This window comes from Spongiimicrobium sp. 3-5, assembly GCF_046557915.1.
In the GTDB taxonomy this organism is placed as follows: domain Bacteria; phylum Bacteroidota; class Bacteroidia; order Flavobacteriales; family Flavobacteriaceae; genus JBHEBG01.
Genome location: NZ_JBHEBG010000002.1, coordinates 202,628 through 229,116 on the forward strand (window position 1 = coordinate 202,628; position 26,489 = coordinate 229,116).

The 26,489-nt window shown below is 38.1% G+C and carries 24 protein-coding genes; 11 read left to right on the forward strand and 13 right to left on the reverse strand.

Going from position 1 to position 26,489, the window contains the following annotated elements:
• The first annotated feature begins 1 nt into the window (after nucleotide 1).
• The 3 genes from ACEQ81_RS09045 to ACEQ81_RS09055 all read left to right on the forward strand — a co-directional run bounded on the left by ACEQ81_RS09045 (nucleotide 2) and on the right by ACEQ81_RS09055 (nucleotide 5,400).
• Nucleotides 2-1,804, forward strand: a complete 1,803-nt coding sequence (locus ACEQ81_RS09045; protein ID WP_411030557.1) for a hypothetical protein — start codon at nucleotides 2-4, stop codon at nucleotides 1,802-1,804.
• Nucleotides 1,805-1,891: 87 nt separating this feature from the next.
• Nucleotides 1,892-3,427: a YifB family Mg chelatase-like AAA ATPase gene (locus tag ACEQ81_RS09050; RefSeq protein WP_411030558.1), complete on the forward strand. Its 1,536-nt coding sequence runs from the start codon at nucleotides 1,892-1,894 to the stop codon at nucleotides 3,425-3,427.
• Nucleotides 3,428-3,621: 194 nt separating this feature from the next.
• Entirely contained in the window at nucleotides 3,622-5,400 is a 1,779-nt protein-coding gene (locus tag ACEQ81_RS09055) for a hypothetical protein (protein ID WP_411030559.1), read from the forward strand.
• Between the two features lie 216 nt (nucleotides 5,401-5,616).
• On the opposite strand, the gene ACEQ81_RS09060 is transcribed toward ACEQ81_RS09055, so the two are convergent.
• Together ACEQ81_RS09060 and ACEQ81_RS09065 are read right to left on the reverse strand one after the other, a co-directional pair.
• Nucleotides 5,617-6,024, reverse strand: coding sequence for an EthD family reductase (locus tag ACEQ81_RS09060; RefSeq protein ID WP_411030560.1), 408 nt, complete (start codon nucleotides 6,022-6,024; stop codon nucleotides 5,617-5,619).
• 200 nt (nucleotides 6,025-6,224) lie between these two features.
• Nucleotides 6,225-7,058, reverse strand: coding sequence for a helix-turn-helix domain-containing protein (locus ACEQ81_RS09065; RefSeq protein ID WP_411030561.1), 834 nt, complete (start codon nucleotides 7,056-7,058; stop codon nucleotides 6,225-6,227).
• 200 nt (nucleotides 7,059-7,258) lie between these two features.
• Here ACEQ81_RS09065 and ACEQ81_RS09070 point away from each other — a divergent pair, with 200 nt between their 5' ends.
• On the forward strand, nucleotides 7,259-8,779 hold the full coding sequence (locus ACEQ81_RS09070; protein WP_411030562.1) for a serine hydrolase: 1,521 nt from the start codon (nucleotides 7,259-7,261) through the stop codon (nucleotides 8,777-8,779).
• Nucleotides 8,780-8,997: 218 nt separating this feature from the next.
• On the opposite strand, the gene ACEQ81_RS09075 is transcribed toward ACEQ81_RS09070, so the two are convergent.
• On the reverse strand, nucleotides 8,998-9,963 hold the full coding sequence (locus ACEQ81_RS09075) for a hypothetical protein (RefSeq protein ID WP_411030563.1): 966 nt from the start codon (nucleotides 9,961-9,963) through the stop codon (nucleotides 8,998-9,000).
• Nucleotides 9,964-10,035: 72 nt separating this feature from the next.
• Nucleotides 10,036-10,575, reverse strand: a complete 540-nt coding sequence (locus ACEQ81_RS09080) for a dihydrofolate reductase family protein (RefSeq protein WP_411030564.1) — start codon at nucleotides 10,573-10,575, stop codon at nucleotides 10,036-10,038.
• Between the two features lie 556 nt (nucleotides 10,576-11,131).
• On the opposite strand from ACEQ81_RS09080, the gene ACEQ81_RS09085 reads away from it, so the two are divergent.
• Both ACEQ81_RS09085 and ACEQ81_RS09090 read left to right on the forward strand, forming a co-directional pair.
• Entirely contained in the window at nucleotides 11,132-12,289 is a 1,158-nt protein-coding gene (locus tag ACEQ81_RS09085; RefSeq protein WP_411030565.1) for a helix-turn-helix domain-containing protein, read from the forward strand.
• Nucleotides 12,290-12,463: 174 nt separating this feature from the next.
• Entirely contained in the window at nucleotides 12,464-13,261 is a 798-nt protein-coding gene (locus tag ACEQ81_RS09090) for a hypothetical protein (RefSeq protein ID WP_411030566.1), read from the forward strand.
• Between the two features lie 103 nt (nucleotides 13,262-13,364).
• Here the strand turns inward: ACEQ81_RS09090 and ACEQ81_RS09095 are convergent, their stop codons facing one another.
• On the reverse strand, nucleotides 13,365-14,981 hold the full coding sequence (locus ACEQ81_RS09095; RefSeq protein ID WP_411030567.1) for a glycoside hydrolase family 31 protein: 1,617 nt from the start codon (nucleotides 14,979-14,981) through the stop codon (nucleotides 13,365-13,367).
• 149 nt (nucleotides 14,982-15,130) lie between these two features.
• Here ACEQ81_RS09095 and ACEQ81_RS09100 point away from each other — a divergent pair, with 149 nt between their 5' ends.
• Complete coding sequence (locus ACEQ81_RS09100; protein ID WP_411030568.1) at nucleotides 15,131-15,667, forward strand: DinB family protein; 537 nt, start codon at nucleotides 15,131-15,133, stop codon at nucleotides 15,665-15,667.
• A gap of 14 nt (nucleotides 15,668-15,681) precedes the next feature.
• Here the strand turns inward: ACEQ81_RS09100 and ACEQ81_RS09105 are convergent, their stop codons facing one another.
• From ACEQ81_RS09105 to ACEQ81_RS09140, 8 genes are all read right to left on the reverse strand, one after another.
• Complete coding sequence (locus ACEQ81_RS09105; protein WP_411030569.1) at nucleotides 15,682-16,092, reverse strand: hypothetical protein; 411 nt, start codon at nucleotides 16,090-16,092, stop codon at nucleotides 15,682-15,684.
• A 150-nt stretch (nucleotides 16,093-16,242) separates the two neighbouring features.
• Complete coding sequence (locus tag ACEQ81_RS09110; protein WP_411030570.1) at nucleotides 16,243-17,151, reverse strand: DMT family transporter; 909 nt, start codon at nucleotides 17,149-17,151, stop codon at nucleotides 16,243-16,245.
• A 104-nt stretch (nucleotides 17,152-17,255) separates the two neighbouring features.
• Nucleotides 17,256-18,107 carry a hypothetical protein gene (locus ACEQ81_RS09115; protein ID WP_411030571.1) on the reverse strand — a complete coding sequence of 284 codons (852 nt, stop codon included), beginning with the start codon at nucleotides 18,105-18,107 and terminating at the stop codon, nucleotides 17,256-17,258.
• 215 nt (nucleotides 18,108-18,322) lie between these two features.
• The gene (locus ACEQ81_RS09120) at nucleotides 18,323-19,264 is read right to left on the reverse strand and encodes a hypothetical protein (protein ID WP_411030572.1); all 942 of its coding nucleotides are present in this window, start codon (nucleotides 19,262-19,264) and stop codon (nucleotides 18,323-18,325) included.
• 42 nt (nucleotides 19,265-19,306) lie between these two features.
• A complete protein-coding gene (locus ACEQ81_RS09125; protein WP_411030573.1) occupies nucleotides 19,307-19,741 on the reverse strand; it encodes an SRPBCC family protein in 435 nt (144 codons plus the stop codon).
• A 752-nt stretch (nucleotides 19,742-20,493) separates the two neighbouring features.
• The gene (locus ACEQ81_RS09130) at nucleotides 20,494-21,606 is read right to left on the reverse strand and encodes a pyridoxal phosphate-dependent aminotransferase (protein ID WP_411030574.1); all 1,113 of its coding nucleotides are present in this window, start codon (nucleotides 21,604-21,606) and stop codon (nucleotides 20,494-20,496) included.
• Between the two features lie 120 nt (nucleotides 21,607-21,726).
• The gene (locus tag ACEQ81_RS09135) at nucleotides 21,727-22,263 is read right to left on the reverse strand and encodes a hypothetical protein (protein ID WP_411030575.1); all 537 of its coding nucleotides are present in this window, start codon (nucleotides 22,261-22,263) and stop codon (nucleotides 21,727-21,729) included.
• Between the two features lie 51 nt (nucleotides 22,264-22,314).
• Nucleotides 22,315-22,758 carry a hypothetical protein gene (locus tag ACEQ81_RS09140; protein ID WP_411030576.1) on the reverse strand — a complete coding sequence of 148 codons (444 nt, stop codon included), beginning with the start codon at nucleotides 22,756-22,758 and terminating at the stop codon, nucleotides 22,315-22,317.
• Between the two features lie 219 nt (nucleotides 22,759-22,977).
• Here ACEQ81_RS09140 and ACEQ81_RS09145 point away from each other — a divergent pair, with 219 nt between their 5' ends.
• From ACEQ81_RS09145 to ACEQ81_RS09160, 4 genes are read left to right on the forward strand one after another with little or no spacing between them, the layout of a single operon-like run.
• Nucleotides 22,978-24,171: an Nramp family divalent metal transporter gene (locus ACEQ81_RS09145; RefSeq protein ID WP_411030577.1), complete on the forward strand. Its 1,194-nt coding sequence runs from the start codon at nucleotides 22,978-22,980 to the stop codon at nucleotides 24,169-24,171.
• Nucleotides 24,171-24,914, forward strand: a complete 744-nt coding sequence (pxpA, locus tag ACEQ81_RS09150; RefSeq protein ID WP_411030578.1) for a 5-oxoprolinase subunit PxpA — start codon at nucleotides 24,171-24,173, stop codon at nucleotides 24,912-24,914. The genes ACEQ81_RS09145 and pxpA overlap by 1 nt, the downstream gene beginning before the upstream one ends.
• A 2-nt stretch (nucleotides 24,915-24,916) precedes the next feature.
• Nucleotides 24,917-25,648 carry a 5-oxoprolinase subunit PxpB gene (gene pxpB / locus ACEQ81_RS09155; protein WP_411030579.1) on the forward strand — a complete coding sequence of 244 codons (732 nt, stop codon included), beginning with the start codon at nucleotides 24,917-24,919 and terminating at the stop codon, nucleotides 25,646-25,648.
• Nucleotides 25,641-26,480, forward strand: a complete 840-nt coding sequence (locus ACEQ81_RS09160; RefSeq protein ID WP_411030580.1) for a biotin-dependent carboxyltransferase family protein — start codon at nucleotides 25,641-25,643, stop codon at nucleotides 26,478-26,480. Before pxpB ends, ACEQ81_RS09160 begins: the two co-directional genes overlap by 8 nt.
• Nucleotides 26,481-26,489 lie beyond the last annotated feature (9 nt).

Genomic DNA, 26,489 nt, shown 5'->3' on the forward strand with positions numbered 1-26,489 from the left:
TATGAGAAGAATAATAGTTTTAGGAATCATAGGCGTATTAGGATCTATCACCTTGTCCTATGCCCAAACCTCTGTAAAACTAGATCAAGATCTTGCAGGGGTCAATAACATCCCCAAAGAGACTGTTTTTGTGCATCACAATACTACTTTGTTGTTTGCAGGGGAACGACTCTACTATAAAGTATATGGTTTAACCGCAAAAACAAAGCGTTTAAGCAGTCTTAGCAAAATGGGCTATGTAGCCTTAATAGGTGAAAATGGAAACACGGTATTTTCGCATAAAGTGAAATTAGATTCCGGACTTGGTTATGGCGACTTTTTAGTTCCTACGGATATTCCTTCGGGGAATTATAAATTGATAGGCTATACCAATTGGATGAAAAACGAAGGACAGGCCTACTTTTTTCAGGACGATATAGGTATTATCAACCCATATTTGGAAAACCAGTCGGCGATCCTAGCTAAAAAAGATAACACCCTTCCTTCAGCCTTGATGGATTCAACCCCCTCAGTTAAACCCTTAGTTACGCCCGAGGTTATATTACCCAAAAGGAAAACAAACCAGTATTTGTCGCTAAGCACTGACAAAGGAACCTATGCTTCCAGAAGCCTGGTAAGGGTTACCATAGACAAGATTGGAAGCGGGAATGTACATGGCAACTATTCACTTTCGGTAAGAAAGCTAGATCATTTAGAACATGGCGAAAAGCTTACAGCAGAAGGTTTCTCCAAAAAATTAAATCAAAATGGGGCAACACAAGCTGTTGTTGACAAAGAAATTTATCTCCCGGAACTTAGGGGGGAACTCATATCCGGAACAGTACTTCTTAAGGAAAACAATACACCAGCAGCAAATAAGCGAGTGGCTGTAGCTATTCCTGGGGACGACTTTATAGTGCAAGTGGGCAATACTAACAGTCAGGGAAAATTCTTCCTAAATCTAGATAAAACATATTCTGGGGTAGAAGCTATTGTTGAGGTTTTGGGAGAGGATAGGGACCAGTATACGCTTAGTTTGGATACCCATGGTTCTTTTGATCATAACAATTTGTCCTTTAAGGAACTAAGGATAAATGCTGAAATGAAAGAACAAATACTAGAACGGAGTATTTTTAATCAGGTGGAAAATGCTTACATAGAACAAAAAGCCAATACCTTGACACCCTTGGAAGAGTCCATACCTTTTTACAGGAACTTTGTAGAAGTCTATGATTTGGACGATTATACCCGTTTTAAGACCCTTAGGGAAACTATGGTAGAAATAATAGACCATGTGTGGTTTAAAAGAGTTGGTGGCGGAGCATTTATGTTTCAGGTTCGGGGTTACGATCCCTTTATAGATACCGGCATACTGCCCTTAGTGGTTGTAGATGGTTTCTTGGTGCAGGCCCATAACGATTTGGTGAACTACAATTCCAAAAAAGTTGATAAAGTTGCATTGTTACGAGAAAAATTTAGAATAGGCGCCCATACCTTTCAGGGAATGGTGGCCATAGAAACGATCAACGGTGATTATAAACCCGTTTTAAATGGAGAACACATAAAAAAGATCACCTTGTTTAAACCCCAACCTGCCAAGCAGTATTTTTTGCAGCAGTACAGTCAGGCTTCCAATTCCGAAAGCGATCGGATACCTGATTTTAGAAACCAATTGCTATGGATACCCAATCTGACATTCGATACCAACAGTAGTACTTTTGAATTTTTTACTTCGGATAATACAGGAAACTATGAAATAGCCTTGGAAGGATTTACAAAAGACGGAATACCCATATCGATAAGGGAAATAATCCAAGTAGAATAACATAATATATAAATATGGTATTAAATTTATAATATGTATGTAATTATTTTATAAAGACTTATTTTTACCCCCAGTTAGAACAGTTTTATGCTTACAAAGGCTTTTGGTAGTGCTGTTTTTGGGGTAGAAGCCACTACAATAACCATAGAAGTAAACGTTGACAAAGGTATAGGTTACCACTTGGTAGGATTACCCGATAATGCCATAAAAGAAAGCAACTACCGTATAGCGGCGGCACTACAGAACAACGGTTACAAGATTCCCGGAAAGAAAATTACAATAAATATGGCTCCGGCGGATCTGCGCAAAGAAGGCTCTGCGTACGATCTTACGTTGGCCTTGGGCATATTGGCCGCTTCCAGGCAGATTAAATCCCCGGAGATGGATAAGTACATTATTATGGGTGAATTGTCTTTGGATGGCAGTGTACAGCCCATAAAAGGAGCCTTGCCTATAGCCATAAAAGCACAAGAGGAGGGCTATAAAGGTTTTATTTTGCCCCTGGCCAACGTAAGGGAAGCCGCTATAGTTAACAATCTGGAGGTTTTTGGTGTTGAAAACATCAAAGAAGTAATCAATTTTTTTGATAAGGATGTTCCCTTAGCGCGAACCATAATAGATACCCGCGCAGAATTTTATAAAAAGCTTGAATTTCCGGAGTTCGATTTCTCCGATGTAAAGGGTCAGGAAAGTATAAAACGTTGTATGGAAATAGCTGCGGCAGGCGGACACAACATTATTTTAATTGGTCCGCCAGGCGCCGGAAAAACAATGTTGGCAAAAAGGTTGCCTTCCATTTTACCGCCAATGACACTACATGAGGCCTTAGAGACCACTAAAATACACAGTGTGGTGGGCAAGGTTAAGAACATGGGACTTATGAGTCAAAGACCCTTCCGGAGTCCTCATCATACTATTTCCGACGTAGCTTTGGTAGGAGGGGGGGCGTATCCCCAACCAGGGGAGATTTCACTTTCGCATAACGGCGTACTTTTTTTGGACGAGCTGCCCGAGTTTAAACGGGGGGTTTTGGAAGTGATGCGTCAACCGTTGGAAGATAGGGAGGTTACCATATCACGCGCTCGTTTTACAGTTACCTATCCCAGTAGTTTTATGTTGGTGGCCAGTATGAACCCTAGTCCAGGAGGTTATTTTAATGACCCTAACGCCCCGGTAACTTCTTCACCAATGGAAATGCAACGTTATTTGGGTAAAATTTCGGGTCCGCTTTTAGATCGTATCGATATCCACATAGAGGTGACCCCGGTGCCGTTTGAAAAACTGTCCGAGGATAGAAAGGGGGAAAGTAGTTTGGAAATTCGACAGCGGGTAACAGCGGCAAGAGAAGTCCAAACAGAACGTTTTAAAGTACTCGATAACGTACACTACAATGCCCAAATGAATACCAAGCAGATTAGGGAATACTGCAGGTTGGATAATGCTTCCAAAGAATTGCTAAAAGGCGCTATGGAAAGGCTCAATCTGTCGGCAAGAGCCTATGACCGTATTCTAAAAGTAGCCCGTACCATTGCTGATCTTGGCGGTTCCCAAGAGGTGAACGGCGAACATATTGGGGAGGCCATTCAATATCGTAGTTTGGATAGAGAAGGGTGGTTGGGGTAGATCTTATGAGCTGAGGGTTTAACCTTCTGCTGTCTTGGTTAATTATGGATACAAAATTTTGTTATGACAGCCACTTAATATTATAATAAATAAGATTTAAATTCCTTCATTTTTTTGTTATTTTTCTTACATTTACAAAAATTTATTATCAATTAATTATTAAAGAAGACACTTTTCTAAATCAATTTTTAAAAATGAAAAAGAAAGCACTCAGAGGCATTTTATACATGCTGTTAATTACTCTTTTATACGGATGCAACGTGGATGAGGAAAATGTAATTACGGATAATTCTATTGTTGAAATAGAAGGTGAGAGTTTTCGCCTGGTATCTCCTTCTGGTAATAACGCACAGGCTATTAACGCTGCATTGTTATTAGACAATGTTTTGTTAGAAGACACTACATATATAATTAACCAAGCAATAATTGATATCCCTTCCGATAGAAAAATAATGGGAAAATCTAGAAGCATCATAAAGACTGATTTCACAAGTCATAATAACGGCCTAACGTATGCATTTAGGGTTGATGGTAAAAGTAATGTAGAAATTTCCAAAATATCTTTTGAAGTTGGAAATAGACTAATTGTAAATGGAAATCCCCTAAATCAAAGTATCATTGATATTAGAAATTCTAACAATGTAAAAGTGACCAATTGTTCATTTTATGGTCATCAAAACGATGGCGAAGATCGAGGAGCCTGCATTTCCTCTACTAGTTCTGAATACATCGAAATTAGAGAGAATATTGCAGAGGGTCATTGGGCGAGAAATTTTGGTTTTAATATAGGTACTAAACATTTTTGGTGTGAAGACAATATTATCAAAAATAATAACAATGACGTCGCTAATTATGATATAGACTATAAACAAAGAAAAGAGGGAAATATTCCCTTCTTAAAAGGCAATGGAGGATTCGGTATTCATACCAATAATAGTGAACATGGAGTGATAAAGAATAATTACATATTTAATAATGGAAGGGAACCCTTAAATATTAATGGAGGTTCTCGCGATATTGTTATTGCCGGTAACGTTATAAATGGCACTGGTGATGGAGGGATCTTATTAGGAATAGATCCGGAATTTTCCAATCCCATAACAAGAATTACTGTACAGGGAAACTATATTGAAGGATGTCATGCAGCAGGAGTTGTGTTAAATGACGAAATAGATGATACCTCCTTTGTAAATATCTTGAATAATGTGTGTTTAAACAATGGCCTTTTTAACGTTCCTAGTACTGGTCATCTGATATTTGAATCCGGAATATATGTAGCTGGGTCCTATGTTTCAGTTATTGGTAACGTTTTACAAGCCTCTTCAGGTTTTGAACAGTTTCAAAGAAATGGGATTTATATACAGGATTCATATGGTCAAAATGTGTTAAGCGATCCTTTTGTTTTAATATCGGGCAATTCTTATACAAACCAGCAAAATAATATTGGAATTACTCATTCCTCAGGACCAAAAGTAAATTATCAGCTTGATATTCAAGATGGTATTGAGGAAGAATACCCTGCGCTTTTTGATTTAACCACAGTTGGTGGAATTCCTGCATGGGAAAATAATTTGACCGAATGGAGACGAAATACAAACGGCGGTGACGCAGGTGGGAAAGTGAATGCAGGTATAGATGGCAATAACTGTTTATTTTCCAAAAATGGAGGTTATCATGAGCTGAAGTTAATAAACAACAGCCTGTTAACAGGTAAAAATGTAATACTATCTTTTTATGCCAAAAATGTTTCTACTACAAATAGTAGTGGCAGTTTGGTGGTACAGTATAGTTTCATGGGGATATCAAAAGTTATAAATATGTCACTTGATTTGGAAGATGAATGGAAGAAGTATGTTTTTAGAATACCCACTAGGCCTGAGGGTTATGACGTATTGAAATTTGATTTTAGAACCCAAACAGGAGAGATTTATTTTGACAAGATTAAGGTTTCAACGATGGATTTTAATTTTTAAAACGATTATTAAAAAGAACTATCAAAAAAATACGTGGACTTTTCGAAGGAAAACTTACAGCAATTAGCTATTTCTATTGTTAGTGGTTAGCTTATTTTACTTATTACCATGTCATACTTTATATTATGGTTACCGGAAAACTCCTTATGAGTTTTAAGATTCTTTACTTTTTCAATTAAACTTTGCCCCATTCCTAAATGACCTAACTTTTCTCGATTATTGAAATACCTCGCTAATTTGAACAACTGGTTGAATGTTGGTATAGTTGGGGATGTCGCTAACAATTTTTTCTGCATTGGGTCCAAAAGAATTTTGATAGGCCGAAAGCTGGTCAAAGTACAAATATCCAATGGCCAAATACGGAATTGGTTCATCGGGCGTTCGGCCGGCAATTCCCTTATCAATCGTTAATAGCTTTAAGGAGTCCCCCAATAAATTTGCGACCATTGGCATGTGCTTATTGGAATAGTAGTCCATATCAAATGTTTTATCCTCCCCATTCGGATAGAAGATGGCTACCTTAATCATACCCTTTTTTATTTTAGCGTTGTCTGCTGATTTATTTTGCTGACAGCTGAATAAAATTCCGAGGGCAACAAGTAGAAGGCTAATTTTTGTTTTCATATTTGGTTAATTTAAATGGTTTGACATATTAAAGTTTCAATCCGTTAAATTTTGTTTTCGGTACGATGTTTTTGAACGCGGGTCAATAATTGGGGTATAGGTACTGACGGAACTCAATTTATATAAACTAAGATAGTTTATTTGGATTACACAACTGATGATTTGGATTTTATATGTTTTTTGAATGGATTGCGGGGCCATTAATCCAATTTAGTCCAAAGTGTACTGTTTTTACCGATATTGGTAATGGTGGAAAAAAGTTTTTTTGGAGAAAGGCCTACCAGAGTCTTATAATTTTTTATAAAGGTAGATTGGTCATAATAGTTACTATCGTATGCAATATGGGTTAGTTTTGAACGACTATCATATTGATGTAGGGCATTTCTAAATTTCAGTAGCACTTTAAATTTACTTGGTGTTGTAAGAAGATGTCTTTGAAACTTTCTAAGTAATGTTTTTCGGTTTATCTCTAATTTTTGCGCAGCATCATTAACCAAAAAATCTGACTTATCATAAACCATTTTTTTTATTAGTTTTTCAAAATCCCTATCCTTAAACCCAATATATCTGTCTGTAAAATAAGCATCTAATAAAGCGCACTTTTTGTCGATATCAGTTTCATCATAGAGCTTGTTTCCCAATTCGGTGAATGAAGCTCCAAAGTATTGAAATGGGGTAATTACGTCTTTCGAAATTTTGTTTAAGTTACAATCGATAAAATGGTTTAGTCCCAAGGGTTTAAATACAATTCCTATTTTATAGTTTGAACCGATCAAGGTAACCGACCTCGATACATTATGATTAGAGGTATAAAAGCATTTGATGCATTTGGTATTAACAGATTTTATAGTTCTACCTTCATCATTCCATCTAACTTCTGCATTTTTATAAAAATTAATTACGGTATTATAATGGGGATAGTAGATAACGGTATATTCTTTATCATCATTGGTTACATTGTGAAAGTAATAGTAATCAATAACATGGGACAGTAAGGAAGTTTTGGGTTTTATTGAAGTGAATTCTTCGACCATAGCTTACCATAAATTAGGAATGCGTTAAGCTGGTTATAAATATACTAACATTCAATAAGTTTTTGTAAGTCCAGATTTTTTCTAATTACTAGATGTCCGTTTGCTCTTATTAAGGCTATTGAAATAAGGTGTCCCAAAAATACAATTCCATGATGTATGGGTTATCGATATTTGTTAAGATCAAAAAAGGTTAACCCATTATGAAAAAGAAAATCATCTCATTAATTTCCATATCCATTATTAGCTGGGCAACGCAAGCTCAGACACTTCCTATCTTTATAACCGATAGTCTGGATAGCTATATAGATAGGAATCTAGAAGAATGGGGTCTTCCAGGACTTTCTTTGGCCATTATTAAAGATGGTAAAACCGTACACCTCAAAGGGTATGGCGTCAGATCAATTAAGACCAAAGAACCGGTTAATGAAAACACCCGGTTCCAGATTGCTTCAATTACTAAATCTTTTACCGCCACGACATTGGCAATTTTGCAAGAAGAGAAGAAATTGTCTCTGGACGATAAAGTAATTTCATGGTTACCATACTTTCGGTTAAAAGATAGTACTCTTACAAGACAGGTAGATATTGAGGACCTGCTGTCTCACCGTATCGGTTTTGGCAACCATCAAGGAGATCTCGATTTTGGCAGACCTCCGGAGACACGGAAAGAGATTGTTGAGCAAATGTCCAGTCTTGAAACCACCAAAAAGTTTAGAGCCAGCTATGGTTATTCTAATAAGGCATTTGTTGCCGCCGGCGAAATAATAAGCAAGGTTACGGGCAAATCGTGGGAAGAAAGTGTAACGGAAAAAATATTTACACCCTTAAACATGAGCCGTACGGAACCTCACTTCAAAAAAGATCAAACATATCTGAACATTGCCCATCCTCATACGATTTTTCAAGGTGAGCAGGTAATGATGGATTTTGTGCCCATGGATGTAGTAGCGCCAGCCGGAGCCATTGTCTCCAGCGCTAAAGATATGAGTCATTGGTTAAGGGCCCAATTGGCCGATGGAATATTTAATGGAGATGTGGCTATCCCGAGGAGGGCAATTAAAATGACAAGACGAGTCAACAATATTCAAGGATTAATGCAATCCAAAAAAGCTCGTACACATTTCTATGCCTATGGGTTGGGATATTATATAAGGGATGTTGAGGGTTACCTAACTTTTCAACATAATGGTGGCGGGTACGGCTTCTCCACCAATCATGTTATAGTTCCGGAAAAAGAGTTGGCATTCGTAATCTTGACAAACAATGATGTTAGTGAATTTTATATGGATTTGACCAATATGATTTTGGATGCCTTTTTGGAAATACCTTTTACGGATCATTCTGCTAATTCTCTTGAATCGTATAAAGCAGAGCAACTCCAGGAAGCTTACCTCAGAGATTCCATTAATACGATACTTAAAATGGATTTAAAGCCCTCCGTACCTTTGAAAGCATTCGCCGGAACCTATGAAAACAAAGATGTTGGGTATTTGACCGTTGGATATAAAGATGGGAAAATAAAAATGTCCCTGCCCGACTACCTAAATGTACAAGGGAAAATGAACTACCTTGGAAATAATACATTTTTATGCACTTTTACAAATTATGATTATGGTGTTGTTGAAATACCGTTTGATCTTAGTAAGAAAGAGGTAAGAGGTTTTAATCTCATGGTACCCAATTTTGAGGACACTAACTATTATTTTAGAAAAATAAGGTAGGAAACTATCCCTAATCAAGGATTGAAATGTTTGGAAAAAAGTAATGCGTTTTTGGAACCAACTACCAGAATTTAAAATCTGACCGTTAAAAGCAATGCTCTTTATGGGCAGCAGCAAAGATTAACACCAATACCAAGACCTGCTTTGATCGGTTTTGCCTAGCGTTGTTTTAATGCCATTACTTGCTTAACCAACCGCTTCGACGTTCTATGGTTAATCTAGTCACAATTAACTTGGAACAAGGGTTTTTCAATTATTTTATACTTAGCAGACTTTTTACTGCGCTCCATTAAAGCCGAATATGCGTAGATTATTGACATATCTTCATACGATTCTTCAGAATTAATGTGTTCTACGCCTTCAACATAGTATTCAGCATCTATAAACGCATTTTTTTGTTCATTGAACACATGGTGTTCGTTTATGTCTCGGTAGACTTCTTCATCGAGCCGTCCAAATTTGTTATAAGATGGGTTTAGGTAGATCGTATCTTTATTTGATTCCATCTCAATAAATTTTTTAATGAATTCTAGGTCTTCACCAACTTCATCTAAAGGGCTTCGTTCCTTAGCATTATGCTCCTCAAAATAAAGTTTGTCGTTTTTGAATTCTACAAAGAATGGTTGGGCTTCATAATTATCTATTTCAATAAAATTTGCTACGAAATCATTATACCCATCCGGATTTTCGATTGTAGTTATTAAATTATCTATATCGCCATACCGAATAAACATGAATGAAATACTATGAGCAATTGTTTTAAAGGTGTACGCATAAGGAGGAGAAAAACAGTTTGCTCCTATATTAAATACCCGCTGTAAGGTATGTTCTTCTGCTTCTGTTGTTCTGAGTTGGATAAATGTTTCGCTATTTTCAAAACCGTCAAAAAAGATTTTTGTATTGCCGTTTAGGTTCTTATTATGTCTTCCGGATAACTCAAATTTACTTTCTTTAATATTGGGCGTAAACTTAAAAATATTGTCTTCTGTAAATTTCCAGTTTCCAGTTATGATGCCTCCAAAATAAGTAATGGCATAATTGCCATTTTCCAACACAAACAAATGACTTCCCCCTTCTGGCGAAGAAGATCCTAGATTATATAAACCCGTTATATCCGGAACGTTTTGAGCGTTTGCCAAATTTGATATGATAATTGTAATTAGTAAAAGTATGTTCTTTTTCATTGCTAAAACAAAAATATTGGTAAGCCGAAACCTTTTTCGTTTAATGAACTCCAGAATGGGTAAGTTCTTGCATTATCTTTTTCTACAATAATGACTTTGAACCAATTGATTAATATGTACCTCTGAAGAGCGCAGTTCAAAGTCAAGTTTATGGTCGAGTACCACAAAAAGCGGTATGCCTTCCCCGAGCACTATGGGAATTGTGGTGATGATTAAATCATCTATTAGATCTTCCATTAAAAAATTCTGAATGGTTTTTCCACCATCTATATATAAGCCATAATATCCTTTTTGATGGATATGTTCAACTACCTCTTGCATAGTGCCTTTTACCAAATATGCCTTGTTCTGATAATCTTTTGGTATTTCTTTTAGCGAATTACTAAGTACAAATACGGGCATTTTATATGGCCAATCCATGTTGAACCCACATACGGTCTCAAAAGTATTTCGGCCCATTACCATGGCATCAATCTGCGAATTAAACTTGTTGAAACCTAAATCTGATTTATCTGGGTTTGGTATACTATATAGCCAATCAATCCCTCCATTTTTATCTGCAATATATCCGTCCAAGCTCGTCGCAATGAAAACGCTGTTTCTTTTTTTCATGGTTTTAAATTACATAATTGTTTCGCAAACCCCGACAATCATCCAATTAATAATTTCACTTACTATGCCATTACAGTAACCCAAACCTTGAATCTTGGCGTTACCTATTGGATATTCCAAACTCTTTCATGATAAAGCATAAAGACCTTGACTGCGAAATGAAAACTATAATTGTTTTTGACGGTATTTGTCCAATATTTTTCCATCCTTACATCGGTAGTCGGAATTGTTATTTTTACTTTGAGTTTCGAATCTATAAAAGCTGTAAATACTAATCCCGTTAAAAGCACACTCATAATAGCATTGCAAAACGACAGGCCTAAAACCCCTTTGTAGCGGTTAGGGTTCTCCCCAAACCTACTTTGTGTATGGGTTCTTTTATTTGCTTAATCAATTCAAATTTCGGGGCACTTAAGTTTTCTTTCTATCTTAAATGGCTTAAAATCTCAAATAAACTATTCCTTAACTTAGACACAGAAAAGCTATATGAACATTGATCATAATTCAGTTTCTTTTAGCCATTTTAAAAAGTGAGGTAAATCTGAATGTATAAAGAATGGATTTGATATTCGCAATCGGTGCTTTTCAGGCAATTTTTATGGTATTACTTGTAATTACCAAAAAGAACAGAAGTAGGGCAGATATTCCATTAATAGTATACCTAAGCATTACTGCTATACAATTTGGTTTTTATGTTTATTTCAACAACTATACCACCACAAGTAATTTTTTAGCCATATGGGCAACCGGACTACACCTTCTATACGGGCCTTTAATGCATTTCTATATAATCGAATTAATAATAAAGAAGTCTAAAAAAATTATTTGGTTTGCAAAGCACTTGGTTATCTTCTTTATTTGGGGGTTTGTATATAACTTACCAAACTTTTTTGATCTTAACTTCGACATGTACGTTCAAAATGGTTTTTTAAGGTTGTCCGGTACATCCCCGTTATTCATAAGTTTATTTAGCTACAGTGCTATTCTATCCGGAGGCGGATATTCTATTTGGAATCTTGTTATTTTACATAAATATCGCAAAGGCCTAAAAATCAATTATTCCTCTATAGATCAAGTTAATCTGAACTGGGTCAGCAATTGGGCTTACTTGTTTTTATTTTCTTTCCTGGTAATATTCGCTGTAAGTCTAATGCCTGTTAGCCAGTATTTTGTCAAAATAAGTATAGCCGTTTCGGTTACAACAGTTATTACGTACATCGGTTTTTCTGGGTACAAACAAACAAATATTTTTTTTGATGGAATAGGATCAAAACTTAACGAATCTCGTAATTCCGGCACGGGTGAACCAAATTCATTATCAGAAAAAATAAGATATTCAAAATCTGGACCTTCAAATAAGAATAGCTCAGAATTGATTGATATGTTGGAAAACACCATGAATGTTAAGAAACCCTATCTTAATGAAGATTTATCCCTTTACGACCTTGCCGAAGAAATAGGTGTATCGAGGCAAATATTATCGCAACTTATCAACGATAATTACAAAAAGACATTTTATGAATTTATTAATGACTATAGGGTTAAAGAGGCACAGCGAATTATTGAGACTGATATTTCAAACCATTTAAAGATAGCGGCTATAGGTTTTGATGCCGGATTTCGGTCTAGGTCCACTTTCTACAAGTTTTTTAAAAAAAACATTGGGGTCACACCCGTTGAGTATCGTAAAAAAAACGGTGCGTCAAAAGAATAATTATTTTGTCCGTTCGGTTCAGGACGGACAGTTACTTCCTATTCATAATATACATTTACCAAGCTTTCTATTTGAAGGAGGGATGCTAAACACTAGCATTTAGATATACTCTTGGATTAAGTAATTGAAAATGAAATCATCCTAAATATAGCCGATGACTCAAAATTTCTATTTATGAATAAAAAAATCGATTTATTGTACATCATTCTTTTGACTGGTTTATGCTGGTCACTGCTAATTGTTGGTCATGAACTATTAGGACATGGTGGGGCGGTTCTTATTGTTGGAGGCACGCCAATTTCTGTGGATGCCATGTATTTTGATCAGGACATTTCAGGGGTAACGTTTTGGCAAGAAAAATTTGTTAGGGCCAATGGCTCTTTTATCAATATTATTTTTGCCATAATTGCGGCATTTTGGATTTCGAGATTACGAAACAAATCAACTTGGTTGGGTTACTTGTTATGGCTTATAATAATGATGAATTGTTTTCAAGCAGGAAACTACATAGCCTTTGGCAAGTTTATAAGTCCGGGAATGGATTGGGCAATGATTCTCAACGACCTGGAGCCTGCACTTTTGTGGGGAATACTCGAAATGTGTTTGGGGGTATCCCTGATTGTTTTCGGTTTTTATTATGGAAGAAAATATCACTACCATTTTCTAGATTCTAAATCTTCCCATATAAAGCAGCGATTTAAAATTTTTGGTATTCCCGTTCTTACTGCCACGCTTATTTCAGTATCTGCAGCTTTAATTATGCCCACGGACGACCGATTGTTAATGATATGGGGAGGTGTAGGCAATTCTCTGTTTTTTCTAACCGGAATGCTGGTACTAGTATTTATTCCCTCCTCCAAAGAAAAAATAAAAGAGGTTTCCTCTTTCGAAGGAAATCGCCGTTTACTTATTGCATCCGTTATACTAATGGGCTTCTATCTCTTTGTTATGAGTCCGGGGATCACTTTTTAGCATAGAAAAAGGTAAAAAGTTATCGTTTTGCAGGGAAGAAAACGATAGGAGACCCTAAAATGTTAGGGTTAAATGGCGGCCTGAGAGTCAAAGTTTGGTAGGTCTACTTTTTGGTGAAATAGGGCAAGCGACTAAGCGGGACTTCAACTTCAACCGTTCTACCACCTCTAAACACTTTACCGTCATCCGCTTTCCATTTGCCTTTGGGTAAAACTACTTTTCGTGTACGCGCTCCCTTTTTAATCACCGGCGCTACCAAAATATGGTCGCCAAGCATAAACTGGTCCTTAATGCGCTCATATCCGCTATTGGGATAGGCCAAGGCCAAGGGTTTTACAATGGGTTCACCAGTTTTTGAAGCTTCTTCCGCCAAATCTAGAAACAGACTTCCCATTTTAGTATGCAGTAGAGCAGCTTCTAGACATAACTGGTTATTTTCTTTAGACAAGACCCGCCACGGTGCCACAGAGAATTGCATCATGGGCATTAATGCATGCACTTGGGCCGAACGTACTACCAATTCTTCATCTATGGTCATCGAATTTTGAAAAGACTGATATTCACCACCACCAATCATATCAGGACAGGTATAGGCATAGCCCATCATACTTTGGGACATAAGATCTGGAATAAGTTTTTGAAGGTCATCCCAATTATGGTGTTTATCCCTTAACCGTTGTGCCAAAGGTAATCCTGCCATTTTCCAGGAAGCCCGGTATTCATTCAAAGGGAACTGCAATCCTAGTTTTGCAAAGTAAGTGGTATGGTCGTTAGGACTGGCCTCCGACATATAGGACACAATACCGTCGGTATAAAAATCGGAATCGCCCGCATCAAATTTAAAACCATCTACTCCGTATTCATCCATTAAGAAGTTTAACCTTTCTTCAAACCAAGCTTGCGCTCTTGGGTTGCTTAAGTCCAAGCAGGCGCTTGCCCCGTTCCACCACCGTATAATCGCTGCTTTGTTTTTTGTGTTGGCCCATAATACTTCTTGTGTTTTATCGGCATCTAACAGTAACATCCCTTCTTTGGCCAAATGTCTGAAAATTTCAGTATCCGCACTTACAAAAGGACATATCCATAGCATAACCTGGAACCCCATGGCATGGAGTTTTTTTATCATTCCTTTTGGATCCTTAAACCGGCGTGGTGAAAACTCCCAAGTACCGTAACTTTCTTGCCAATTATCATCTATCATCAATACCCCCGGTGGGTACCCTTCATTTATTATTGCTTGAGCATATTTTAAAATATCGTCTTCGTTTTGGTTATACGTCAACTCTATCCAAGTGTTGTATTGTGGTTTTGTAAACAACAGCTGCTCAGGAATTTTACCATTGGGGGGAAAGTACTTGGTAACGGCATAATTATAGGCATCTCGTAAATTATTACCGGCAGTCCCAAATTCAATTTTACCCTTCCGGGAGCTAACCGTTATGGTTCCGTCTTCAAAAGAATACTTTATGGGAGATTCACTCCATACGTATCTTCCCTTACTAGATAATAGCAAAGGCTGTGCTTGGTTTCCCTTGTTATCTCCCCAAAGATCATAACTGGCAACGGTCTCGGAGTCGTAAGGCGTTTTATGACCAATGGCGCTAAGACCTCCCCACCAATATTCCCCTGATAGTATGGTTATCTCAACTTCTTCTTTATTTTGGGGAAAAGCCTTAAAGACTATGGTAAGAATAAATGAAACTAAAAGTATCTTTCTCATGGTTTTTTCTGTTCAGAAGACCAAAGACGAAATTATCAAAAAATCTATGCTACTCTAGTCTACTTTCAAATATATGGTAATCCGGTAGAATAATGAAATTGTTTAATTGCGAATCTATATCTTGTGGTATTGTTTAATTATCCCTAGTTATGAAAAACTTATTGCTAATAATGGTAGTTGTATTTTGTTCGGTGATCCTGAATGGGCAAACTGAAATTATTCCAAAAACGACCTTTACCAAAATGTATTTACCCGTTTGGCTTACCGCCAGTGAGCACTGTTTGGAAGTTGCCAAAACAATGCCGGAAGAATTGTACACCTATAAGCCAACCGCTGTAAGTAAGTCTTTTGGAGAGCAAATGGTCCATATTGGATATACGGTAGAGTTACTTACCAAACGGTACGTGCAGGGTATGGAAGTTACACCAAATGCTCCCGATGCTTCAAAAATGACAAAGGCCGAGATTCTTAAATTACTAGAAAACGGATTTGAATACACTACCAACGTTATTAACACCATTGAACAGGATCAATTGGATGAAACTTGCGTAATGTACCATAGTGGCAATACCGTAAGTAGGGCATTTGCCTTTTTTTATGTCCAAGATCATATGACGAACCATAGGGCCAAGGCAAACTTGTACCTGCGTATGAATAGTATAAAACCACCAGAGTATACCTGGTGATACATAAGGAGGTGCTATCTCCGGAGCGCTAATTTTCCCCCGATCCATGCCATGGGAATATAGGCGCCAACAACATCAATAATGGCAAACCAGGTAGGAGAGGGGAGTAAGAAAATATTTATGATACCTCCGATTAGGAAAAAAACGCCTATGGCCAAAGCAAATTTCATTTTATGGTTTGCCGCAATTATTGCCGCTAAGACAGCTCCTACAAGGGTTCCCAAGGCATGAGCCAAAAAAGGGAATATAAAATGTTTAGGTTCAAACAAATGCATAGATGATTTTAGGCCTTCCATTGTAGTGACATCCGCACCTTCCGGAGGAGGAATAATGGAACCACTTATCATAATGATGCCCATGTTGACAATACTGCCAAGGACCAGCCCTATGAGCACCGCCAAGATATTTTTAAGTGTTCTGTTCATGGTTGGTTTTTATTTTGTTCGATTAAGCCAACCAATTGATATGGTTGATAGACCAAGATAATCAAAGAAACCTATCCTTGCCATAATCTACTTTACAAATGAGTGCTTGCACCTTCCAAGATGCTATTTTACAAACAGAGGCGAGTTTGTTCAAACCTCACCTTTGTTTTTGGTACTTATCAATATCCCGGAAAAGATTAGAATGGCACTGTATAAGTGATTGATGCCCAAGGATTCATTCAAAATGAAAAAAGCCAGAACACCACTAAAAAGAGGTAAAGTATAGTAAACCATCCCCGATTTGGTAGGGCCAATGAGTAAAACGGCCTTGTTCCAAAAAACATAGGCCAGCAAGGAGGCTGCTATCCCAACATATACCAGAGAAAGTATGGTGTTAGTATCGTAATGGACCTCTGGTACAAAGGTGGTTTCCAACAAATAGAACGGCAGCAACATCAACAAACCAAGGGTAAAAGTGGTGAACTGAAATGAATACAAACCCACTTCCTTAGGTTTCTGCTTTAATAAAATACTGTAAACTGCAAAAATAATAGCGGCTACAAGCATCCAAATATCGCCCATAGAGAAACTTAGTTCCAATAAAACAGCTAATGAACCTTTGGTGATAATTAAACTAACCCCTAGAAACACAAGGATTATACCCAATACTTTGGCAAGGGTTATTTTCTCTTTATAATAAAACCTAGAAATTATAATAATGAAAATTGGAAAACTTATTGAAATCAAGGATAGATTTAGCGCGGAGGTAGTTCTACCTGCCATATAGAGTAGTGTGTTGAAAGCGGTAACTCCAAAAAAAGAAGTTACCAACAAGTAACCCATTTTCTTTTTTAAAAATGGCCAATCTCGCATAAATTGTCGTAGCGCAAAGGGGGTCAGTACCAATAGAGCAATCACCCACCTCCAAAAGGCCAAAGAAACCGGAGGTATGGTTTCGGATAAGTCTCGTGCCACAATAAAATTACCAGACCATAGGGCAGTGGCGAGTAGGGCAAACACATATCCTTTAGAATTATTACGGCCGTAATTGGTGTTCAAGTGCTGGTTTGGTTACGGGATGCTGCCCAAAAAGTTATATGATCTAAAGATAGTCTTTTTTACATCCCATACTAGAGGAATACAATGATCCGCAGACTACAGCACTATTCCTTGACGTTTATGAGTACTGCCTCGCAACTTTTTAGATCAGAATTTAAAATCATGTTTTCCAAGGCCTCCCCATCTTTAATCTCTATAGAAACGGTATTGGGTGGAAACCTTCCAAGGTTATGGGCATACAAGAACAGATCGTTGGGCTTGGAGGCATCCAGTTCTAGCTCAAAATGTTCTTTTAGGTAAGTGAGGTGGTATTTAGAGACTATTGCTTCGCCGTTGAGGTAAATGGACACTATATCTCCATCCTTTCGGCCATGGTCCCATAAACTAATTCGTATTTTTTCGCTCTCTACTTCCATTTCTTTGATATATGTAATCTTACGACCATCAAAAACATTTCTTATCACTGGTTTTTTGTCCGCGATAACTGGTTTGGCTGTTTGGGTTCGTGGCATTTTCTTTATGGTAAAGAAAGAAGTGGCGAATTTCGCAACCCTGTACTTGTCTTCTGGGAAAAGTTCAATACCGATCACCCTATAGTTATCACCCGTTGCCAGCGTTCTATGTAATTTCACACCGCTTACAAATTTGTTGTTCTTAAAAATACCAAGCTCTTGCACTACCATATCATCTTTGGATAGATAGAATTTAATGCTTTTGTCTTTCGGTATATTTTTGGTCTTCCAAGCAATTTCTACAGGATCGGAAACATTCCATACGGTACTGCTGTTAGGCAGCGTAATTTTTATGGATGACGGAGCTATGTCCAATAGGTTATCCAGGTCGTTACCGCAAGAATTGGCATGTACGGGGGCAAGCTGAACTATTAGTATACCTATCAAAAAAAGGTATATTTTCTTCGATGTATTGATTTGGATAAAATTAGTGATGGTCTTCATAATGAATCAAAATAATAACACCGAGCTTCTCTAATCTATGCATTACACTGAATATCAGGGGTCTTATTGTATAGTCTACGACCTACTCGGTTATTACAGAAACGAAAAATCAACCCTCATATTGTGATGTGTCACAGAAGCATCAATAGTTGGTTTTAAGGAGGTTACATGCTTTGGCCCACAAAATTGTTTCTTGTAGGTCTAAGGGAAGACTTCTAGGGAAGGGGCAGGGAAGCCCTTTTTTTGTATTTCTTGTAAATGGGCTTAAAGGGGATATAGAAAATATCTACTTGTGGACTTTCTAAGCTTTTACTACTGGAAAAAAATAAGACCTTACCTCTTTTTGCCAAATAGGGCGACAGATCACTGCCAGATGTGTTTAATTCCTCTAGATGCTGGGGTTTGGTCCAAAGACCATTCATTTTAAAGCTTATATAGAGATCTCCGTAGGAAGAGATATTCTGCGATCTTTGTGAGGCTTCAAAGATCAGTAGATCTCCCTTCGGGTTTATTTCGAGGTTCCATTCCCCCATGGGAGAATTAATAATATTTCCCAAATTAACGGGGACGTGGAGTCCTTTTTTGTCTTTTTTAGCAAAGTACAGATCGCCTTGGCCATAACCATTGGATCTAGTGGAGGCAAAATATAGGTTTCCCCATTTATCCGTTCTTGGGCTGTACTCATCTTTATGTGAATTTATACTATCGTTTAGCCTTACTGGCTTTCCCCACTGGCCTTTTTTATCCTTTTGCACCTTCCATATATCGGCGGATACCTCTTGGTCGCCTGCTGGTCTCCTGGAAATGAAGAACAAAGTTTTTCCGTCTTTGGTAAGGAAGGGATCGCTATCGTCATAAGTCCCGGAAAAGGCCGCTAATACCGGGGTTGTCCATTTGGAGTTTTTACGTAATGTATAGAAAATGGCGCTTTTACTATGAGGAGTACCCCATTTATCCATGCTTCTGGCAAAATAGGCCTCTTTCCCCGAGAGTGAAAAGCTAATGCCATATTCCACGGCACCTGTGGAAATTTTCCCATGTTCAAAAATGCTTATGGCCTGAGTATCATTTTTGGCAATTTGTGCAGATATGGCACCAAATTTAAAAAACAATAGCACTAAAACCAGTGTAGCACATTTTTTGTTCACATAGCGCATTACGTACAATATTTATGACAGAAAGTTAAGTACCCTAATATTTCATTGCCTATATCCCGGGGTACCATAGCCTTCGCCCTTTCCTGTTTGGCAATACTGTCTAAGGCTTTCCAGGTACCTGCCCCAACTGAAACAACAACCGGCATAGAAGTCGCCCTGGTCTTCCCACCCTTCATGCGAAAATCGGATTCGGGTTTTACCATCGTTCTCGTCCAGATCAAAGGTGAAAATATGATCTAGCCAACCGTTACTTTCAACACATTGCCAAACTATTTTTTTATTTGGCACCAGTTCTATGATTTTCATTGTTGGGCCTTGGTATTCACCAAAATTAAATTTAATTTCCCCATCAACATCCTCGCTACCCTTAGTTTGGGTCGTCCACCAGTGCGATAGGCCTTCGGTGCCAGCAATGGCCTTATATACTTTTTCTGTGCTTGCCGAAATGTGGAATAAGTGTTTTATTATGTAAGTCATTTTAAAAGGTTTATTGGAATGACGAAACGGCAATTATAATTTGGACAAGATAAGATTTTATTTACCGATTTTTGTTTTGAAAATTGTATAAATGGCTTTCAGCTGATAATCCGCTAATTGGATATGGCTAACCGGTTAAGGTTTTTGCCATTTCCTTGTTTTGCCAACTTCATCAGTGTTTTGTTTTGGCCCATGCATCATACAGTGATTAACGAACCGTACCTCTCTTCTCCAGATAAACCGGCTAAGGACATTCAACGTGCTTATAAGAAGGCAATTTCGGAAATATAGATACTTAAAAAAGTAACATCTCTTCCTTTTGTAGAAATGTAGGAAGACAATGAATGGTATTATGGAAGAAAGGTATTACCCTTGACGGTTTTAGCCAATGGTGTAATACAATAAAAAGACCTAAGAACTGCAAATAGGCCTAAAGCATAAAAATGAGAATATAGAAAGCCCAGATAATGCAAAATCCGCAAAAAGCATATAGAAAGTAGGAAATAGTAGTTCTGTATTTCATAAGATTTGGGTTTTTGTAAATAACCGAAAAAAAGCGCTAAAGAATGTTCCTATTCCCTGTAAGGTCAGAAAAAATCGGTATATGACTTTAAAACCGATGAAATACACGGTACTGCCCTTTACACACCTTATCAATACGTCGATGAAATGCTAGATTCTACAGATGAAAGGTATATTCGTTGTTGAAAACAAGTAGATTGTTTACCCATTTAAAGAAGTAAAAACGGTTGTTATCCCATCACTTTTTTGAGGGCGGCACCAAAAAGTTGCATGTCTTCCATTCTACCAGTACTTATTCTTGCCCAATTGTATAAGGGTGGAAAAGGCCTACCAATCCATACATTTTCTTTACGCATGGCTGCATTTAGCTCCTGAATGGGGCGACCGGTTTTAAAGAAAACAAAGTTGGTATGCGATTTAATATAGGGAAGTCCCATATCATTAAAAGTTTGATATAGATAATTTTTGGCTTCTACATTCTTTAGAATGCTGAATTTGTAAAAATCGTTGTCCCTTAATGCTTCTTTGGCAGCTTCTATAGCCAGTATATTGGAATTGGCCATAACGTTTGCCCTTAATCTTCTTGCAATATCCGGTCTTGCAATGAGATACCCGATACGCATTCCTGCTAGGCCAAAAACCTTGGAAAAAGTTTTTGATACGATTACATTTCTACCCGCTTTTACCAATTGTACCATGGAAGGATAATCTGGTTCGGTGATAAAATCGTAATAAGCTTCGTCACTAAAGACTACGGCCTTATCGTCTATGGCTTTGCAGAAACTTAATAGTTTGTCCTTGTTTAACAAAGTGCCGGTAGGGTTGTTGGGGTTGCATATAAAAATAAGTCGGGTTTTGGAAGTGACCCTTTTGGCCATGGTTTCTAGATCGTGCTCCATTTCATCATTAAGCGGAACGCGGTGCACATAAGCACCCAAATTTTCTGCATATCGTAACATGGCCTGAAAAGTTGGGTCGGCCGCAATCAGCTCTCCGCCTCCAATACCATAGGTGAGTCCGGCAGCTTTAAGACCTTCGGTAGAACCACCTGTAACCACAACGCAATCCTTGGTAACTCCTTCTTTTTCCGCTATCATTTCTACCAAGCCCGTAAGCGCTCTAAACGGGTATCTACAGGCTTCATCAAAGGTGTTGGTAATGGCAGCGCGTACCTTTTTTGAGGGGCCAAAAGGATTTTCGTTAGAATTTAGTTGTGCCACCCTATATGGCTGTATAGCACTGGGAGTAGCTTCCATGGCTACTGCATTGAGTCCGCCAAAAAGCATGAAACCACCAGATAATCCGGCGGTCTTTAACCACTGTCTTCTATCTATATTTTTCATAATCCAAGAATATGAAAGAAGATACAAAGAATATTCGGAATGGCCGATTTAGGCCAAGGGTGCGTACGGCCCCAAATTACTAAAGAACCTTAAATTATCGATACGCGCAGAAGCGAAGGATTAGTTCTTTTCTCCCAATAGTTCAGAGAAAGTATCTCGGAGGATGTAGCTGGCAATTAGGAAAAAACCAAGCAACAGAAGTGGTGTGGCGTATTCCCAATAGAGGATCCTACAGATTATTCCGGCAACGATAGACAGGGAACCTGCTACCATAACACCGTTCCATAATATCTGGTTTAGATCTATATTCTTATTGCCTTCCTTTAGGCCAAAGTAGGCCGTACCCTCCATTACGGTCCATATTAAAAAGGTAATGAAGGTGATGGTCTCAAAAAAGGTCTCATAAGGGAGATGTAATACAGAGAATACTACATTGGCACACCAAAAAACCACCAATATCAGTTTTATATAATCCAAAAAACCCTTTTTATTTTTTTTCCAAAACCGTAGGGTATATAGAATGGCAATTGAGGCCAGCGCAGTAATAATTATGGCATTGGCGTTCGAAGATAACTGTTGAATCTTAAGAAGTATACCAAGTACAAGTACGGCGATACTTATTCTTAACGGAATCTTTAAAATCTTTCTTTCTGTCATCTTCTAAGTGTTAAATTAACATTCGGTATCCAAGAACTAGGTAGTCAATACTTAGATTACCTTAATATTTGCCCTTAAACTCTCCACGATATCTACCACGTTGTTAATGGTCTCCTTTAAATAATGCTTTACAAGAATATGGGGTATGCGTATGGTTGTAAAGCCATTTTTAAAAGATTGCATGGCCTCATCAAGGTCTTTGATGGCTTGTTCGTGGGTTATCATGTTGTATTCCGTATCTATTTCAATATTCAGCTTTACACGCGATATTGCAATATGAACAAACTTTTTACCATCCCACCACTCTAACATAGCGGGTACTCCGGCTTCCTTAAGTCCGTAATAAAGCTGTACGGCCTGTAAGGGCGTTTTATTTTTTCTTATGAGCTTTGTTATAAGTGATTGATGTCTTTTACATAGCTCAACCCCGAAGGTCTCCATGGCTGTCTTATGATCAATATAACTTAACTCTTTGCTGCATTCTAAACAATTCATTAAATAGGTCAATTTTCGATTTGGGACTATTATAACCTCATGTTTTAGGTAATATTATATTATATCGACGTATGACACCCCACTTTTAGATGAACTGCATTTTTTTAGATGAACTGCACAAATAATGTTAAAATGAAAACGCTTTTTTTATAGTTCTAGGACCTCATTTATTCCCAAGCGTTTATATTTACAAAATATGATGGTTAAAACCTTTTTATAATGTTCAAGAAAATTGGTCCAGGGGTATTGGTGGCTGCGGCATTTGTTGGCCCTGGTACTGTTACCGCTTGTACGCTGGCTGGCGTAGCCTTTGGTTATGCACTATTGTGGGCCATGTTATTGTCCATTATCGCCACAGTGGTTTTACAGGAAATGTCCGCTCGGTTAGGTATTATTACTCAAAAAGGATTGGCTACGGTCATAAAAGAGGAACTACGGACACCATGGATAAGAAATACTATTGTAGGTATTATCTTAGGCGCTATTGTGGTTGGCAATGCGGCCTATGAAGCAGGTAACATCGGAGGGGCCACTTTGGGAATGGAAGCCGTGTTTGGACAATCTTACAGTGCCTATTATCCATTGCTTATAGGCGTTATAGCATTTGTCCTTTTGTATCTTGGTAATTACAAGGTATTGGAAAAGGTATTGGTTTCTTTGGTAATTCTGATGAGCTTATCCTTTTTGGTTACAGCTATTGTTACAAGACCAAATATTCTAGAAGTACTTAGAGGCTTACTTATACCAACTATACCTGAGGATGGAATACTGACCATTATTGCCCTGGTAGGCACTACGGTAGTGCCTTACAATCTTTTTTTACACGCCTCTCTGGTCAGCGAGAAATGGAAGTCCAAAGATGATCTGCCCGCGGCCAAGCGCGATACCTTTATAGCTATAATCCTGGGAGGTGCCGTTTCCATGGCAATTGTAATCGCTGCCTCTACCATTCCAAATAAAGACGTTACCAGTGCGTTGGATTTGGCCAAAGGATTAGAGCCTTTATACGGGGATAGCGCTAGGTATTTTATGGGGATTGGTCTTTTTGCAGCGGGCATAACATCTGCAATAACCGCTCCATTGGCGGCTGCATATGTAGCCAATAGTTGTTTTGGGTGGAACGCCGGGTTGAAGGACGCAAAATTTAAAAGCGTATGGATCATTATTCTTGGGTTGGGCGTATTCTTTCTATTTTTTGGGATAAAGCCCATACAGATCATTCAATTTGCGCAGGTTGCCAATGGTATCCTGTTACCAGTTATAGCGATATTTTTGCTTTGGATTACCAACAAGGCATCCGTATTGGGTAAAAATAGGAACAGCACTTTGCAGAACGTCCTTGGGGTAAGCATCATTATACTTACCTTGGTCTTAGGAGCCAAAAGTATCTTAAAAGTATTCGGCCTTTTTTAATGGAACATTATTATATCGATATCAATTGTGATGTGGGGGAGGGCGTAGGTAATGAAAAAGACCTTTTCTCAATTATTTCATCTTGTAATATTGCCTGTGGTGGACATGCAGGTTCGTATAATACGATGACCTCCGTTGCGAGGTTGGCCAAACGGCATAGAATAAAAGTTGGTGCCCATCCCGGATATCCGGATCGCGAAAATTTTGGACGTAAGTCCCTGGCAATGTCGCCTAAAGATTTGATAACCACCATTCAGGATCAAATTGCGGATTTGATGACCATTTTGGATAAGGAAAATATCCCACTACATCATATAAAAGCACATGGTGCGCTTTATAACGATATTGCAAAAGATAAGGTTCTTGCCAAGACTTTTCTAGACGCCATATCCCCTTATAGTGATAATTGTTTTCTTTATGTTCCTTATGGGTCCGAGATTGAACAATTGGCCTTGGAACATGGTCTAAGTATCGTCCGCGAGGCCTTTGCGGATAGAAATTATAATGCAGATTTAAGTTTAGTGGCCCGCACCATGCCAAACGCCTTAATAGAAGATCCCAAAGAGGCTTTTCAGCATTTGGTATTTATGGTTAAAAATAAGGCCATTAAAACAGCAGATGGCGAGGCCATAACCATGTATGCCGAAACCTACTGCATCCATGGGGATACGGCCTCTGCTTTAGAAATATTGACGTATCTTTCGGACGCATTGCCAAAGCAAAATATCTACATTAAAAAGTAAGTATGTACCCTATTACCATAAAACCTTTTGGTCCCCATGCCATTTTATTAGAATGGCCCAACGAGGTTGAAGAGGCCATTTTAGAAGACATTCTCCAATTTGTTGAGCATCTAAAGCGTTATTACCTAAATCCCGAAGATTGGGAGATGGTTACTTCTTATAACTCCCTTACCTTAATTCATAGAAAAGGAGAGACAGATTTTAAAACGCTTAGGGTAGAACTACAAAAATGGTATTCGGAAAAGGGCAATACGGCGTTGGGCCAAAAATTTCTATGGAAACTCCCAGTATGTTATGAGTCTCAGTTTGGAATAGACTTACCGGAGGTGGCCGAGAAATTGGATAAAAGTATCCCAGAAATAATAGCAATGCATACAGAAAATATATATACCGTTTATGGTATCGGTTTTTTACCTGGGTTTATGTATTTGGGCGGACTGCCAAAATCGTTGGAGGTTCCCAGAAAATCTACCCCGCGACTTAAGGTAGCCAAAGGATCGGTTGGCCTGGCAGGTAAGCAAACCGGCATATATCCGCAAGAGTCTCCAGGAGGATGGAATATTATTGGAAATTGTTCCATTCCCATGTTCGATGCCAAAAAGGACAACCCGTGTTTTGTTAGTGTTGGTGATAAGATTCAGTTTCAATCTATTTCAAAGGCAGAATACGACCTTCATAAGATTGAAGGAGAAGTAGGTATTTATAAATTGGAAAAACTGGTTTTAGATGCTTAGATTATTAAAGGCCGGATTTTTTACTACCATACAGGATGATGGAAGATTTGGCTTTCGTCATAAAGGAGTTCCCGTATCTGGTGTAATGGATGCCCTTTCCGCTACGAAAGTTAATATGCTGCTAGAAAACAGACCAGATGCGGCCACCATGGAAATAACAATGACAGGGCCCACCTTGGAATTTGAAGAGGACACCTATATTAGTTTGGGAGGGGCCGAACTTACCGCTACTTTAAACAATGAGCCCATAACCAACTATAAGGTATATAAAGTGGTCAGTGGCGATATTTTGTCTTATGGTAAACTGGAACAGGGTCTTAGAGGTTATTTGGGCATAAAAAATGGCTTTAAAACACCCAAAGTACTTGGAAGCAGATCTTTTTATGCGCCCATAACCGAAGTCAATTGCCTAAAGGACAGAAATGCCATATCTTATGAAGCTTGCGGTAACTTTGAACCCAAATTGGAAGCACTTAAGGTAGATTCCCTTTTATCCCAAACTATTTTGGAAGTTCATAAAGGACCAGAATACGGTATTTTAACAGATCGGCATCTAGAAGCGCTCTTTGCCAAGGAGTTTACCATTGCCAAAGAGAACAATCGTATGGCCTATCAACTAAAGCAGCCAATTTTGGGGCATGATCGTAGTATGCTTACTTCTGCCACCTTACCGGGAACGGTGCAATTGACACCTGCAGGAAAGCTTATCATTCTAATGAAGGATGGGCAAACTACAGGAGGTTATCCAAGAATAGTACAACTTTCGGAAAAATCCGTTGCCGTGCTGGCCCAAAAGAAGTTTGGAGATTTGGTTTCGTTTAAGCTGATATAAACCCTTTCC